The organism is Herbiconiux sp. UC225_62 (assembly GCF_042694625.1).
Taxonomy (GTDB): Bacteria; Actinomycetota; Actinomycetes; order Actinomycetales; family Microbacteriaceae; genus Herbiconiux.
In genome coordinates this window covers 3,842,399-3,857,018 of sequence record NZ_CP170551.1, presented here as the reverse complement: position 1 = coordinate 3,857,018, position 14,620 = coordinate 3,842,399, and the positions used below count along the sequence as shown (strand labels likewise).

General features: G+C 69.7%; 12 protein-coding genes. 9 read left to right on the top strand and 3 right to left on the bottom strand.

The annotated features are described in order from the left end of the window. Positions 1-30: 30 nt before the first annotated feature. Both ACFJGU_RS18850 and ACFJGU_RS18845 read right to left on the bottom strand, forming a co-directional pair. Positions 31-1,665, bottom strand: a complete 1,635-nt coding sequence (locus ACFJGU_RS18850) for a DNA polymerase Y family protein (RefSeq protein ID WP_382305614.1) — start codon at positions 1,663-1,665, stop codon at positions 31-33. After that, complete coding sequence (locus ACFJGU_RS18845; RefSeq protein ID WP_382305612.1) at positions 1,662-2,420, bottom strand: hypothetical protein; 759 nt, start codon at positions 2,418-2,420, stop codon at positions 1,662-1,664. Before ACFJGU_RS18845 ends, ACFJGU_RS18850 begins: the two co-directional genes overlap by 4 nt. Before the next feature lie 126 nt (positions 2,421-2,546). On the opposite strand from ACFJGU_RS18845, the gene ACFJGU_RS18840 reads away from it, so the two are divergent. From ACFJGU_RS18840 to ACFJGU_RS18805, 8 genes are all read left to right on the top strand, one after another. Beyond that, entirely contained in the window at positions 2,547-4,283 is a 1,737-nt protein-coding gene (locus ACFJGU_RS18840; RefSeq protein ID WP_382305610.1) for a DUF885 domain-containing protein, read from the top strand. Positions 4,284-4,289: 6 nt separating this feature from the next. Then, on the top strand, positions 4,290-5,102 hold the full coding sequence (locus ACFJGU_RS18835) for a DUF4166 domain-containing protein (RefSeq protein ID WP_382305608.1): 813 nt from the start codon (positions 4,290-4,292) through the stop codon (positions 5,100-5,102). Next, positions 5,099-6,064 (top strand): epimerase, encoded by a 966-nt coding sequence (locus ACFJGU_RS18830; protein WP_382305606.1) that lies wholly within the window; start codon positions 5,099-5,101, stop codon positions 6,062-6,064. The genes ACFJGU_RS18835 and ACFJGU_RS18830 overlap by 4 nt, the downstream gene beginning before the upstream one ends. A 189-nt stretch (positions 6,065-6,253) precedes the next feature. Then, complete coding sequence (gene rpsA / locus ACFJGU_RS18825; RefSeq protein WP_092552932.1) at positions 6,254-7,705, top strand: 30S ribosomal protein S1; 1,452 nt, start codon at positions 6,254-6,256, stop codon at positions 7,703-7,705. Between the two features lie 88 nt (positions 7,706-7,793). Continuing rightward, positions 7,794-8,423 (top strand): dephospho-CoA kinase, encoded by a 630-nt coding sequence (gene coaE, locus ACFJGU_RS18820; RefSeq protein ID WP_382305604.1) that lies wholly within the window; start codon positions 7,794-7,796, stop codon positions 8,421-8,423. Between the two features lie 4 nt (positions 8,424-8,427). Continuing rightward, positions 8,428-9,198, top strand: coding sequence for a LamB/YcsF family protein (locus ACFJGU_RS18815; protein WP_382305602.1), 771 nt, complete (start codon positions 8,428-8,430; stop codon positions 9,196-9,198). Between the two features lie 8 nt (positions 9,199-9,206). Next, positions 9,207-9,941, top strand: coding sequence for an allophanate hydrolase subunit 1 (locus ACFJGU_RS18810; protein ID WP_382305600.1), 735 nt, complete (start codon positions 9,207-9,209; stop codon positions 9,939-9,941). 13 nt (positions 9,942-9,954) lie between these two features. Then, a complete protein-coding gene (locus tag ACFJGU_RS18805; RefSeq protein ID WP_382305598.1) occupies positions 9,955-11,073 on the top strand; it encodes a biotin-dependent carboxyltransferase family protein in 1,119 nt (372 codons plus the stop codon). A 79-nt stretch (positions 11,074-11,152) separates the two neighbouring features. Here the strand turns inward: ACFJGU_RS18805 and ACFJGU_RS18800 are convergent, their stop codons facing one another. After that, positions 11,153-12,178 carry a 6-phosphofructokinase gene (locus ACFJGU_RS18800; protein ID WP_382305596.1) on the bottom strand — a complete coding sequence of 342 codons (1,026 nt, stop codon included), beginning with the start codon at positions 12,176-12,178 and terminating at the stop codon, positions 11,153-11,155. Between the two features lie 99 nt (positions 12,179-12,277). Here ACFJGU_RS18800 and uvrB point away from each other — a divergent pair, with 99 nt between their 5' ends. Beyond that, a complete protein-coding gene (gene uvrB / locus ACFJGU_RS18795; RefSeq protein ID WP_382305594.1) occupies positions 12,278-14,347 on the top strand; it encodes an excinuclease ABC subunit UvrB in 2,070 nt (689 codons plus the stop codon). The last annotated feature ends 273 nt before the right edge of the window (positions 14,348-14,620 follow it).

The window sequence follows — 14,620 nt, the reverse complement described above, 5'->3', positions numbered from 1 at the left end:
ATCCGATGCCGGAGCGACAGACCCCTGCACTCAGTCATAGCGGGCCTCCGCGAACCAGGTGCCGCGCTCCAAGGCGAGGAGCCATGCCGTGCCATCGGCGTCGATCATCTGGAAACGGTCGAAGCGTCGGCGGGCGGTGGAATCCCACCAGCGCTCGTACACCGGCCACGGCCCCGCCCAGGCCACGAGCGGCCGGAGCTGCCGACCCGCGGCCTCGGGGGAGAAGTAGGCCGGTTCTGCCGACAGCTCGCCGCGCTCCGTGACCGTCACCTCGTGATGCCCGGAAGCGAGCACCAGCACTGCGCGCGGCTGCTCGAAGACCGTGGTGGGCAGCGGCGGTGGAACGCTCCCGGGCCAGGGCGCCTGCTCCTCGCGTTGACCGAGCGCCCCCTGGCCGGAAGCGCGCCGACCACGCGCCCGGCTCGCCGCGGTGGCGGGGGACTTCTGCTCGAGGCGGTCGCCCCAGGGCACCAGGATCTGCCGCTCGCGGGGTGAGCGGCCCCCGCCGATCGAGGCCGTCAACACCCCTTCGTGGCCTACGATGCTCTGCACCCGGGAGAGCCCGTGGTGGATGCGCTCTTCGGAGCCGCTACCCCAGAGACCGGTCTCGTGCCGCTCACTGCGGTCGACGGTCTCGGCGACGATGCGCACCCGGGCGATCGGCGAGGTGAGGGCGCTCTCGATGGTGCTCCCGCCCTGCAGTTGCCAGCGCACCCGGTCGACCACGTCGACCGCGGTGAACCAGCGCGGGTGCAGCCAGCCTCGATCACGCCATTCGCCCCGTTCACTGGTGATCTCGACCCGCAGTGCCGTGCAGACGAGGTGAGCGGCCGCGAGCTCGCCGATGAAGCGTTCGGCCGCTGCCCGCACACCGAAGGCCACCTGGTCGATGCGGTCGAGCGGTGGCTCGAAGTCGCTGACGCTCTCACGTGCCTCGGGCGGGATGCGCGGCACCACCCGGCTGCCGTCGAGACCGGCGGCCCGGGCGTGCGCGCGTGCCCCGGACTCGCCGAAGCGGGAACGCACGTCGTCGGCCGGCAGCCGGGCGAAGTCGCCGAGCGAGCGGATGCCGAGCCGCCACAGCAGCGCGGTGAGCTCGGGTTCGTCGAGCAGCTGCAGGGGCAGGTCGTGCAGGAAGCCGGGCGAGGAACCCGCCGGCACGATCCTGATCAGATCGAGGCCGGGCAACCGGGCCGCCTGGTCGGCCGCGAACATCCCGTCGGCCACGCCGACGCGCGCATCCGTCACCCCCAACTCGGCGAAACGCTCGAGGAAGGCCAGGGCGGCGGCGTGCTCGCCGCCGTAGAACCGCGCCGCCCCGCGCACGGCCAGGGCGCAGCTGCCGGAACGCACGATCTGCACGTTCGGACTCATCTCCTCGAGCGCACTGATCAGCGGTTCGAAGGCACGGTCGACCCGCACCGGGTCGTAGGGGAAGTCCCGCAGCCGAGGACTCCGCGCCTGCGCTTCCCGCAGTCGCAGGCCACGCCGCACCCCGTCGGCCCGGGCCGCAGCGGAGCAGGCGAACACCAACCCCTTCTCGATCACCGCGATGCTCTCGTCGGACGAGACCCCCTCTGCTGCCGCGGTCGCCACCACCGGCCAGTCGGGGCACCAGATCACCAGGGTGCGGACCGGCGCCCCTCTGCTCCGCATCTCGTTCATCCCGCCACCCCCTGCAACAGGCGGAGACCTGCGGTCGCCACGGCGGGACCATTCGTCTGACCCCGGCTCCCGTCGGTCTCGGCCTGCTGCAACACCGGCCGGAAAGACTCGCGTCGGTCGGGCAGCCACAGCCGTGCCCGCCGAGGGCGCCCCGATCCCACCCGGGCGGTGGCCGAGACCAGCACCTGCCGGGCGGCGAGGTGCCCGTGCCCCTGCCCGATGCCCGACCACGAGCTCTCCGCGATGCGCAGAGACGCCTCGCTCTGCGGCCAGTCGCCGAGCACGATCAAGGTGACCCCTCGCTGCCGGATGCGGGCTTGGAGCCGTGCCATCGCCGAATCGGTGACCCGGCCGGGCGCGCGGGTGACCACCACGCCCACCACGTCGGCCATGGCCGCCGTGACGGTGAGCCACTCCTCGCCCGGATGCGGCACCAGGGCCAGGCGTTCGAGATCGATGCCGAAACGCGAGGCCGCTTCCACCCCGAAATCGGGGAGGCCGACGACTCCGCACCAGACCCCGTCGGCGGACGGCCCGGCCATCAGCGCCATCACCAAGGCGGTCGAACGCTCGACCGAGTACGCCGCGCCGGAGCGCAAGGAGCCCCCGGGCAGGAGGGACTCGAGTGCCGGATGCGTGCGCACGCTCCGGGTGTCGAGCTTCGTTGCCTGCATCTGCTGGATGCGCGACTGGAGCGCACGGATCTCCTCGCCCGCCGGAGCGGGAGAGGAGAGAGTGAGTGCGGCATCCGTCATGCCCTCATGTTCGAATATATGTTCGAATAAGTCAATCCGGTGGTGCCACCTGTGGAGAACCGGAATTTCCTCCACAGCCGGGGCCGTTCATCGCCCGGTGTCGGCACCGTGGCCTAGGGTCGAAACATGACCAGCACGACAGTACCGACCCCCGCCGACACCCGTCCTCCCACCGCGATCGACGCCATCGCCGAGCGCTGGGTCGACACCGTGGTGGAGCTCGAACCGGTGCTCGGCACCTACATCGGCCGGTCCGAGGTGAACGACCGCTACGGAGACCTCTCGCCCGCCGGCCACGAGCGGTACATCGCCGCCGTCACATCGGTGCTCGCCGAACTCGCCGCGGCCACCCCGGTCGACGAGGTCGACGAGGTCACCCAGACCGACCTGCGCAACGAACTCGAACTCGCCGTGGCGAGTTCGGAGGCCGGCCTGCACCTGCGCGACCTGAACGTGATCGACTCGCCCAGCCAGCACATCCGCGAGGTCTACGACCTCATGCCCACCGCCACGGTCGACGACTGGTCGGTCGTCGCGAAGCGGCTCTCGGCGGTCGAGGAGGCCGTCGACGGCTACATCGTGACCCTGCGCGAGGGCATGCGCCGCGGCACGGTCCCGGCTCGCCGCCAGGTGGTCGAGGTGCTCGCGCAGGTGCGCAAGAACTCCGGTCCCGGCAACTTCTTCAGCGAGTTCGTCGAAGGTGCCCGGGTGAACGCCGAGACCGAGGTCGAGGCCGAGACGGGTGCGGGAGGGGCACCCACCGAGCTGCCTGCGAGCCTCCACGCCGATCTGGAACGCGCCGCGGAGACGGCATCCGAGGCGTATGCGAAGCTCGCGCAGTTCCTCGAGAACGAGCTGGCCCCGGCCGCCGGCAGCCAGGATGCGGTGGGCCGCGAACTCTACGCACTGCAGTCGCGTCGTTTCCTCGGCGCCACGATCGACCTCGACGAGACCTACGAGTGGGGCATCGAGGAGCTCGGCCGCATGGTGCGCGAGCAGGAGGCCATCGCCGAGGAGATCAAGCCCGGGGCATCCGTCGCCGAGGCCATCGCCTTCCTCGACGGCGATCCGGCCCGCAAGCTGCACGGCACGGATGCGCTGCAGGCCTGGATGCAGGCCACCAGCGACCGCGCGGTGGAGGAGCTCGGCAAGACACACTTCGACATCCCGCAGGAGATCCGCGCCCTCGAGTGCATGATCGCACCCACCCACGAGGGCGGCATCTACTACACCGGCCCCACCGACGACTTCTCCCGCCCCGGCCGCATGTGGTGGTCGGTGCCCGACGGTGTCACCGAGTTCGACACCTGGCGCGAACTCACCACGGTCTATCACGAGGGTGTTCCCGGCCATCACCTGCAGATCGGCCAGGCCGTCTACAACCGCGCCAAACTCAACACCTGGCGCCGCCAGCTCGCCGGCACGAGCGGCCACGCCGAAGGCTGGGCCCTCTACGCCGAACGCCTGATGGAGGAGTTGGGCTACCTCGACGACCCGGCCGACCGTCTCGGCATGCTCGACGGCCAGCGGATGCGCGCAGCTCGCGTGGTGCTCGACATCGGCGTGCACCTGCAGAAGCCGCGGCTCACCGGGTCGGGGGTGTGGGATGCGGAGTACGCCCTCGACTTCATGCGCCAGAACGTGAACATGGATGACGCGTTCATCCGCTTCGAGGTCAACCGCTACCTCGGTTGGCCCGGACAGGCTCCGTCGTACAAAGTGGGTCAGCGCATCTGGGAGGAGCTGCGTGACACCCTGCGCGCCCGCGAGAAGGAGGCCTTCTCGTCGAAGGAATTCCACCGCAAGGCGCTCGATCTCGGCGGCGTGGGGCTGGACACCCTGCGTTCGGCCCTGCTGAAGTAGTCGCGCGTGGTGCGCGCTCCTCGTTCCCCCTACGAACTGACCTCGGGCTCGGCGCTCGACGACCTGCATCCGGTGCTCCGAACGTACTTCGCGGCGATCCCGGCCGGCATGCGGGGCCACGGCAGCGGCACCTTCGAGGTCGTCGGCACGCCACGGCGCTGGCTGTGGCCGGCTCTCTCGGTGCTGGCGCGGCAGGGCGTCCTCTTCCCGGTCTGGGAGCACAACGTGCCCTTCACCGTCGTCAACGCCCCGTTGGTCGACCGCGACGGGCGAACCGCTGTGGTCGCCGTGCGGCGCTTCCACTTCCTCGGCGGTGCCCGGGCGATGGTCGATGCCATCACAGCCGAGAACCCCGGTGCCGACGGCCTGGTCGATCATCTCGGTCTTGAGCGCCGCTTCCGCGTGCGGCTCTCCACCCGCGTCGTGCGGGGCGAGCTCCACCTCGCCTCGACGGGCTTCGACCTGCGGATCGGGCGCCAGCACTTCGCCCTGCCGGCCGCGCTCTCGCCGCGTCTCACCCTGATCGAGCGCTTCGACGACGCGGCGCGGGCACAGCGGGTCTCCGTCACCGTCGATGCGCCCGTGATCGGGCGGGTGTACGAGTACACGGGAACCTTCACCTACGAACTACGGGCGGAAGGCGAGGAAGAGATCCCGGATGCCGCGGACACCGACCCTGCGGCCACGGCCTCCGTCACGGCTACGGAAGCGGCAGCGGCAGTGGATACGGATGCGGACACGGCGCGCGTCGTCCGCCCGGGCGTCGAAGCCGACCTCGACGCGGAAGACCCCCAAGACGCCGGCTCCGGTTCGCGATGACCGACGCTCGTCGCGTCGTACTCGCCGGCGCCTCCGGTTTCATCGGCGCTCGGCTGGCGGAGGCCTTCCGCGAAGAGGGCGCCGAGGTCGCCTTGATCGGCCGCTCCGGTCCGGATGCGCGCTGGGGCGATCCGGCTGCGATCGCCGCCCTGGTCGACGGCGCCGACCTCCTGATCAACCTGGCCGGCAAGAGCGTCAACTGCCGCTACGGCGCCGCGAACCGCACCGAGATCTTCCGCTCGCGGCTCGAGACCACCCGCGCACTGCACGACGCGGTCGCGGCGGCCGAGCATCCGCCCCGCTTGTGGATCAATTCGTCGACCGCCACCATCTACCGGCACGCCGACGACCGGCCGATGACCGAATCGACCGGCGAGATCGGCGAGGGCTTCTCGGTGAACGTGGCGACGAGCTGGGAAGAGGAGTTCTTCCGCGGCGAGCTGGCCGGCACTCGGCGCGTCGCGCTCCGCATGGCGATCGTGCTCGGCGACGGCAGTGCGCTCACCCCTATCCTCGCGCTCGCCCGTGCCGGCCTGGGCGGTCCGCAGTTCGACGGGCACTGGCCGGCCACCCCGGCTCGGCGAGCCGCCGGCACCTACCATCGCTTCCGTCGGGGCTCGCGCGGTGGCCGGCAGAAGTTCAGCTGGGTGCACCTCGACGACGTGCTCGGCATCATCCGGTTCCTCGACGCGCATCCCGAGATCGAGGGCCCGGTCAATGCAGCGGCACCGAACCCCACCGACAACCGCACCTTCATGGCCTCGGTGCGCCGGGCGGTCGGCGCCCGGTTCGGCCTCCCGACCTGGCGCTGGATGCTCGAACTGGGTTCGATCGCCATCCGCACCGAGACGGAGCTCGTGCTCAAGAGCCGCTGGGTCGTGCCGGAACGGCTCGAGGCGGCCGGCTACCGGTTCGCCTTCCGCGACCACGGGACCGCCCTCGCGGACATCGTCGGGCGCTGACGCCGGAATGCTCAGAGCCTCCCGAACGTTGTATGAAACGGCACTGAGAACGCGGCTTGCCGCGCCCCGCGCCACGAAGCTAGACTAGAGCGTCACTCTTGTGACTTCTATCCGCCTGCCAGTTGCGGACACACGACATCATCACCTCGCAACCGGCCCGAACTATGTCCATAACGGAGCAACCACTACATGACAATCGCAACGACCGAAAAGGCAACCAAGCAGGTCGCCATCAATGACATCGGATCTGCTGAAGACTTCCTCGCCGCGGTCGAAAAGACTCTGAAATTCTTCAACGACGGAGACCTCATCGAAGGCACCGTCGTGAAGATCGACCGCGACGAGGTCCTCCTCGACGTCGGTTACAAGACGGAGGGCGTCATCCCTTCGCGTGAACTTTCCATCAAGCACGATGTGGACCCCACCGAGGTCGTCCAGGTCGGCGACTTGGTCGAGGCGCTCGTCCTCCAGAAGGAAGACAAAGAAGGCCGCCTCATCCTCTCCAAGAAGCGTGCTCAGTACGAGCGTGCGTGGGGCGACGTCGAGAAGATCAAGGACGCCGACGGCGTGGTGACGGGTTCCGTCATCGAGGTCGTCAAGGGTGGCCTCATCGTCGACATCGGACTCCGCGGCTTCCTCCCGGCCTCGCTCATCGAGCTCCGCCGCGTGCGCGACCTGACCCCGTACCTGGGCCAGGAGATCGAGGCCAAGATCCTCGAACTCGACAAGAACCGCAACAACGTCGTTCTGTCGCGCCGCGCCCTGCTCGAGCAGACGCAGTCCGAGAGCCGCACCACCTTCCTCAACAACCTCCAGAAGGGGCAGGTCCGCAAGGGCGTCGTCTCGTCGATCGTCAACTTCGGTGCGTTCGTCGATCTGGGCGGCGTCGACGGTCTGGTGCACGTCTCCGAGCTGTCCTGGAAGCACATCGAGCACGCCTCCGAGGTCGTCGAGGTGGGCCAGGAGGTCACCGTCGAGATCCTCGAGGTCGACCTCGACCGCGAGCGCGTCTCGCTGAGCCTCAAGGCCACCCAGGAAGACCCGTGGCAGGTGTTCGCCCGTACCCACGCCATCGGCCAGGTCGCGCCCGGAAAGGTCACCAAGCTGGTGCCGTTCGGTGCGTTCGTCCGCGTCGCCGAGGGCATCGAGGGTCTGGTGCACATCTCCGAGCTCTCCGGCAAGCACGTCGAGCTCGCCGAGCAGGTCGTGTCGGTCGGCGACGAGGTCTTCGTCAAGGTCATCGACATCGACCTCGAGCGTCGCCGCATCTCGCTGAGCCTCAAGCAGGCCAACGAGGGCGTCGACCCCGAGGGCACCGAGTTCGACCCGGCACTCTACGGAATGCTCACCGAGTACGACGACCAGGGGAACTACAAGTACCCCGAGGGCTTCGACCCGGAGACCAACGAGTGGAAGGAAGGCTTCGAGGCCCAGCGCGAGAAGTGGGAGCAGGAGTACGCCGAGGCTCAGGCTCGCTGGGAGGCCCACAAGAAGCAGGTCGCCGCATCCGCTGCCGATGCAGCCGCGAGCGACATCCCTTCGGGTTCCTCCTCGTTCTCGAGCGAGTCGACCGGCGCGGGCACCCTCGCCGACGACGAGACCCTCGCGGCACTCCGCGAGAAGCTCAGCTCGAACAACTAGTCACACGCACGGATGGCCGTCCCTTCGGGGGCGGCCATTCGGTCGTTAACGGGCCTTCTGCGGAAGCCGTGCCCGATAGCATGAGCACGTGTACGTGATCGGACTCACCGGGGGAATCGCCGCAGGCAAGTCGACCGTGGCGCGCCGGTTCGCGGAGCACGGCGCCGTGGTGTTCGACGCGGATCAGCTCGCGCGGGAGGCCGTCGAACCGGGGACCATCGGGCTCGCCGCCATCCGCGACCGTTTCGGTGACGCCGTGATCGCCGCCGACGGGTCGCTCGATCGGCCGGCGCTCGGTGCGATCGTGTTCGGCGACGAGCAGGCGCGGCTCGATCTGAACGGCATCACGCATCCCGAAGTCGCCCGATTGCTGAAGGAGCGTCTCGAGCAGACCCGCGCCGCCGATCCGGATGCCGTCGTCGTGTACGACGTGCCCCTGATGGTGGAGTCGGGCGGCCGCCGCGGCGGCCTGTTCGAGCACGTCGTGGTGGTCGAGTCTCCGGCCGAGGTGCGGATCTCGCGCCTCGTCGAGCTGCGCGGGATGTCGCGCGAGGAGGCCGAGCGGCGCATCCGCTCCCAGGCCACCGATGAGGAGCGGCGGGCCATCGCCGACACCGTGATCGACACGAGCGGCACCCTCGAGCAGACGCTGGCGCAGGTGGATGCCGCGTGGGAGAAGCTTCGGGGGCGGGGCAGCGCTCAGGAAGCCGCCGGGTGACGCCGTGGCCGTGATCGATCTGAACGCCGACCTGGGTGAGTCCTACGGCGCCTGGGACCTCGGCGACGACCGCGCGATGCTCGACCTCGTGACCAGCGCGAATGTCGCCTGCGGATTCCACGCGGGAGACCCGACGCGCATCCTCGACACCCTGCGCCTCGCCACCGCGCGCCGTACCGAGATCGGCGCTCAGGTGTCCTATCCCGATCTCCGCGGCTTCGGCCGGCGCGACCTCGATCTCCCCGCCGCCGATCTCACGGCCGACGTCATCTACCAGATCGGCGCCCTGCAGGGACTCGCCACGGCCGCCGGAACCCGGGTGCTCTACGTGAAACCGCACGGCGCCCTCTACAACCGGATCGTTCACGACGAACGCCAGGCCGGCGCAGTGGTGGATGCCGTGATCGCCATCGATCCGTCGCTCGCGATCGTCGGACTGCCGGATTCCGAGGTGGGGCGCCTGGCCGAGGCCGAGGGCCTGCGCTTCGTGCCGGAGGCCTTCGCCGATCGCGCCTACCGGCCCGACGGCACCCTGGTGTCCCGCACGGAACCCGGCGCCGTACTGCACGACGCCGCCGAGATCGCCGAGCGGATGCTCCGCCTCGCGACCGAAGGCGTCGTCACCGCCATCGACGGCACCGACATCGCGCTCTCGGCCGAGACCATCTGCGTGCACGGCGACACCGCCGGTGCGGTCGCGATCGCCCGGGCGGTGCGCGACTCGATCGAAGCGGCCGGCCTCACGATCGCCCCGTTCGCCTCGTCGTCACGATGACCGGTCGGGTGGGGACGCGACCCGCTGAGGCGGGGGCGTCGCGCCCCGCCCTCACGGTGCTGTCGGTCGGGTCTGCGGCGGTGCTCGTGGAGCCACCGGATGCGCGGGACGTGGTCGAGCTGTACCTGCGGCTGCGCGCGACGGCCCCCGGCGGCGTGACGGATCTCGTGCCCGCGGCGACCACGGTGCTCGTCGCCTTCGAGCCCAGGATGCGGTCGCGCGCGGCGGTCGTCGAGTGGATCCGGCGGGTGGCCGCGGAGGAAGGTCCGGCGGGGTCGGACGAATTGCCCGCGAGCGCCCGGCCGTCGCGCGAGACCGAGATAGGCGCCACGAGTCGCTCCGCAGCCGCGCCTGCGGGTGGCGTGATCGTCGAGCTACCGGTGCGGTATGACGGGCCCGATCTCGTCGTCGTCGCGGAATTGACCGGCGCATCCGTCGAGGAGGTCATCGGGGCGCACCTCGAGCAGCTGTGGACGGCGGCGTTCATCGGGTTCGCTCCCGGCTTCGCGTACCTCGCCGGTGAGGACGACCGTCTGACGGTGCCGCGTCGGGTCACTCCACGGGCGGCCGTGCCGGCAGGTTCGGTCGCCCTGGCGGCTGGATATTGCGGCGTGTATCCGCGGGAGTCGCCAGGCGGCTGGCACGTGATCGGAAGCACCGCTGCGGTGCTCTGGGATGCGCAGCGCGCCGATCCGGCGCTGCTCGCGCCCGGGACGCGGGTGAGGTTCGTCCGTGAAGGCTGACGAGGGCGCTCAGATGGCCAGTTCCACCGCGGCGTTCGAGGTGCTCACCACCGGCCCGCTCGCGCTCCTGCAGGACGAGGGGCGGCCGGGATACGCGCACCTCGGTGTCACGGCATCCGGCGCTGCCGACCGTGGCGCCTACGCCGCGGCGAACCGGCTCGTGGGCAACGAGCCGGGCGCTGCGGCGATCGAGGTCGTCTTCGGGGGACTCGAGCTGCGGGCGCTCCGCACGATTCTCGTCTCGCTGACCGGCGCTCCGGCCGTCGCCACCGTCACGGAGTTCGCGCGAAGCGGCCGCCATTCCCGGGTGGCCGGCCCCGGGGTCAGCGCCCCGGTCGCTGCTGGCGGCGTGAGCGATGGCACTTCGTCGGGCGGCGGTGATTCGGCGAGGGGTGATGATGCACCGAGCCAGCGCGGCCCAGCGGGCGGCGGTGGCGCGCCGCGTGCGGTCGATGCGAGCACCGTGGTGGACGTGGTGGACGCGGCGCGGCGCATCCGTCGAACCGTCGTGAACCCCGCGGGCACGTCGTTCGCCGTGTTCGCCGGCGACACGATCGCTCTGGGGCCACCCGAGAGCGGCCTCCGCTCCTACCTGGCGGTGCGCGGCGGATTCGCGGGGGAGAGAGTGCTCGGCAGTCGCTCGAGCGATGTGCTGAGCGGGCTCGGGCCGGCGCCGCTGCGCGTGGGCGAGGTGCTCGACATCGCCGGCGACGAACAAGGAGGCTCCGGCGACTGGCCCGGCACCACGCTCATTCCGCCGCCGCTTCCCCGGTCGGGGCCGGCGACACTCGCCATCAGTCGTGGTCCACGGGACGACTGGTTCGGCGACGCCGGCTGGCACGGCCTGCTCGACGCGGCCTGGACGGTCGGCACCGATTCGAACCGCGTCGGTGTGCGGCTGACCGCCGACGGCGCCGCGATCCAGCGCGCCCCCGGTCACGGCGGCGAGCTCCCCAGCGAAGGGATGGTGGTCGGTGCGGTGCAGATCCCGCCGAGCGGTCAGCCCGTCGCATTCCTCCGCGACCATCCCGTGACCGGCGGGTATCCCGTGATCGGCGTGCTCACGGAGGCGGCGCTCGACCGTGCGGCGCAACTCCGGCCCGGCGATCTGGTCCGATTTCGATCCGTGTGATGAGTAAGTACCGAAATGAAGAGGACCGACCCGCTCTACGGCGTCGATCCTCTTCATTTCGGTACTTTTCGGCGGCGGATCAGCCGAAGAGCATCGCCGCTTCGTCGTAGCGGTGCTGCGGCACGACTTTGAGCTTGCCGAGCGCTTCCTCGAAGCCCACGGTCACGATGTCGGTGCCGCGGAGCGCCACCATCTGGCCCCAGGACGAGTCCTGGACGATGTCCGACGCGGCCATTCCCAGGCGCGTCGCGAGCACGCGGTCGTAGGCGGTCGGCACGCCGCCGCGCTGGATGTGACCGAGCGTCGTCGCCCGGGTCTCGATGCCGGTGAGGTCTTCGATCATGGGCGCGAGTCGCTCGCCGATGCCGCCGAGGCGGGGACGGCCGAAGGCGTCCAGGCCGCGTTCGGAGTGCGGGTCGTCGGCGTGGTCGGGGGTGAAGCCTTCCGCCACGACGACGAGCGGCGCCCGTCCGCGGTCGGCGGCGCTCTGCACCCACCGGGCGACCTGCTCCATGCTCGTCTTCTGCTCGGGGATGAGGATGGCGTGAGCCCCCGCCGCCATGCCGGAGTGCAGTGCGATCCAGCCGACGTGCCGGCCCATCACCTCGGCCACCATGCAGCGGCTGTGCGAGTCGCCGGTGGTGCGCAGGCGGTCCATCGCCTCGGTCGCGATCTCGACCGCGGTGTCGAAGCCGAAGGTGTAGTCGGTGGCGTCGAGGTCGTTGTCGACCGTCTTGGGCACACCCACGATCTTGAGCCCGGCATCCGTCAGCCGCTTCGCCGCCGCGAGGGTGCCCTCGCCGCCGATCGCCATGATGGCGTCGACGCCGAGACGGTCGAGGGTCTCCTGGATGCGCTCCGGTCCGCCGTTGCCCTCGAAGGGGTTGGTGCGCGAGGTGCCGAGGATGGTGCCGCCCTGCTTGGCGATGCCGCGCACGTGACTGCGCTCGAGCGGGAGGATGTCGCCGTTGACGACACCGCGCCAGCCGTCTTTGAAGCCGACGAACTCCTGCCCGTTGATCTCCGTGCCCTTGAGGACTGCGCCGCGGATGACCGCGTTCAGCCCGGGACAGTCTCCGCCGCTGGTCAGGATGCCGATTCTCATGTGTGTCTGCCTCGAGGTGGTGGTGAGGTGGGATGCGCCGCCATGACGCTGAGAGCGAGCACCGACCGTGATGTCGGTGGCCCTCCCTAAACTTAATGCATGGAACCCACTCGCTCTGTTCACCCCTTCGAGGTCGTCAGCGACTACACCCCGAGTGGTGACCAACCTGCCGCCATCGCCGAACTGGCGGGCCGCATCAACGCGGGCGAGACGGATGTCGTGCTCCTCGGCGCCACGGGAACGGGTAAGTCCGCCACCACCGCGTGGCTCATCGAGCAGGTGCAGCGCCCCACGCTGGTGCTCGCGCACAACAAGACCCTGGCTGCTCAGCTGGCCAACGAGTTCCGCGAGTTGATGCCCAACAACGCGGTCGAGTACTTCGTGTCGTACTACGACTACTACCAGCCCGAGGCCTACGTGCCGCAGACCGACACCTTCATCGAGAAGGACTCGTCGATCAACGCGGAGGTCGAGCGTCTGCGCCACTCCACCACGAACTCGCTGCTCAGCCGCCGCGACGTCGTGGTGGTCTCGACCGTCTCCTGCATCTACGGCTTGGGCACCCCTGAGCAGTACCTCAACGCGATGATCGCCTTGCAGGTGGGCCAGAAGGTCGATCGCGACTGGCTGATCCGCCGCTTCGTCTCCATGCAGTACCAGCGCAACGACATCGACTTCTCGCGGGGCAACTTCCGGGTGCGCGGCGACACCATCGAGATCATCCCGATGTACGAGGAGCTCGCCATCCGCATCGAGATGTTCGGCGACGAGATCGAGGGCCTGTACAGCCTGCATCCGCTCACGGGCGACATCGTGCAGAAGCTCGACAACGTCTCGGTGTTCCCCGGCTCGCACTACGTGGCCGACACGAACGTCATGCACCGCGCCATCGAGACCATCCAGACCGAGCTGCACGACCGCCTGGCCGTGCTCGAGCGCGAGGGCAAACTGCTCGAGGCGCAGCGTCTGCGCATGCGCACCACCTTCGACCTCGAGATGATGCAGCAGATCGGCTTCTGCTCCGGCATCGAGAACTACTCGCGGCACATCGACGGCCGGATGCCCGGTGAGGCTCCGCACTGCCTGCTCGACTACTTCCCCGACGACTTCCTCGTGGTGATCGACGAGTCGCACGTCACCGTGCCGCAGATCGGCGCCATGTACGAGGGCGACTCCTCGCGCAAGCGCACCCTGGTCGACCACGGCTTCCGCCTGCCGAGCGCACTCGACAACCGGCCGCTGAAGTGGAACGAGTTCAAGAACCGCGTCGGCCAGACCGTCTACCTCTCCGCCACACCGGGCAAGTACGAGATGGGCATCGCCGACGGGGTGGTGGAGCAGATCATCCGCCCCACCGGCCTCATCGACCCGGTGCTCATCGTGAAGCCGTCGAAGGGTCAGATCGACGACCTGCTCGAGGAGATCCGGCTCCGCGCCGCCCGCGACGAACGCGTCCTCGTCACCACCCTCACGAAGAAGATGGCCGAGGAGTTGACCGACTTCCTCACCGAGGCCGGAGTGCGGGTGCGCTACCTGCACTCCGATGTCGACACCCTCCGCCGGGTCGAGCTGCTCACCGAGCTGCGGATGGGGGTCTACGACGTGCTCGTCGGCATCAACCTGCTGCGTGAAGGTCTCGACCTGCCCGAGGTGTCGCTGGTGGCCATCCTCGACGCCGACAAGGAGGGCTTCCTGCGCTCCTCGACCTCGCTCATCCAGACGATCGGACGCGCGGCCCGCAACGTCTCCGGCGAGGTGCACCTCTACGCCGACAAGATGACCGACTCGATGCGCCTCGCGATCGACGAGACCGATCGCCGACGCGAGAAGCAGGTGGCGTACAACACGCTGCACGGCATCGACCCGCAGCCGCTCCGCAAGCGCATCGCCGACATCACGGAGGCGCTGGCCCGCGAGGGCGCCGACACGGCGGAGCTGTTGCGCGAGCGCTCGGGCCGGGGCAAGAAGAGCCCCACGCCGAACCTGCGCCGCGAGGGCATCGCAGCGGCGGGCGCGAACGATCTCGAGGGCATCATCGCCGACCTCAACAGCCAGATGCTCGAAGCGGCGGCCGAACTCAAGTTCGAGCTCGCCGGTCGTCTGCGCGACGAGGTCGCCGAGCTGAAACGGGAGCTGCGCCAGATGGAGAAGGCCGGACACATCAGCTGACCCGCCGCAGCCCGTCGCGCCTTTCGCGCGTGCCGGGGCGACGCGATCCCGGGGCGCCGTAACAACTGGATGGAGATCGGGCCAGATCCGAGCTCTGGATCCATCCATTTCGTCGTGGGGTGCAGATCTCCATCCATGTCGCCCGGGAACGCGAAGCGCGGAGCGCACGTGGCCGGCAGAGGATGGGCGAAGGCTGAGCCCTGAGCGTAATCCGACGCCAGTGTCGGAGGGTCGACATAGACTTTCGGGGTGTCGATTTCGAGCGTAGATTCC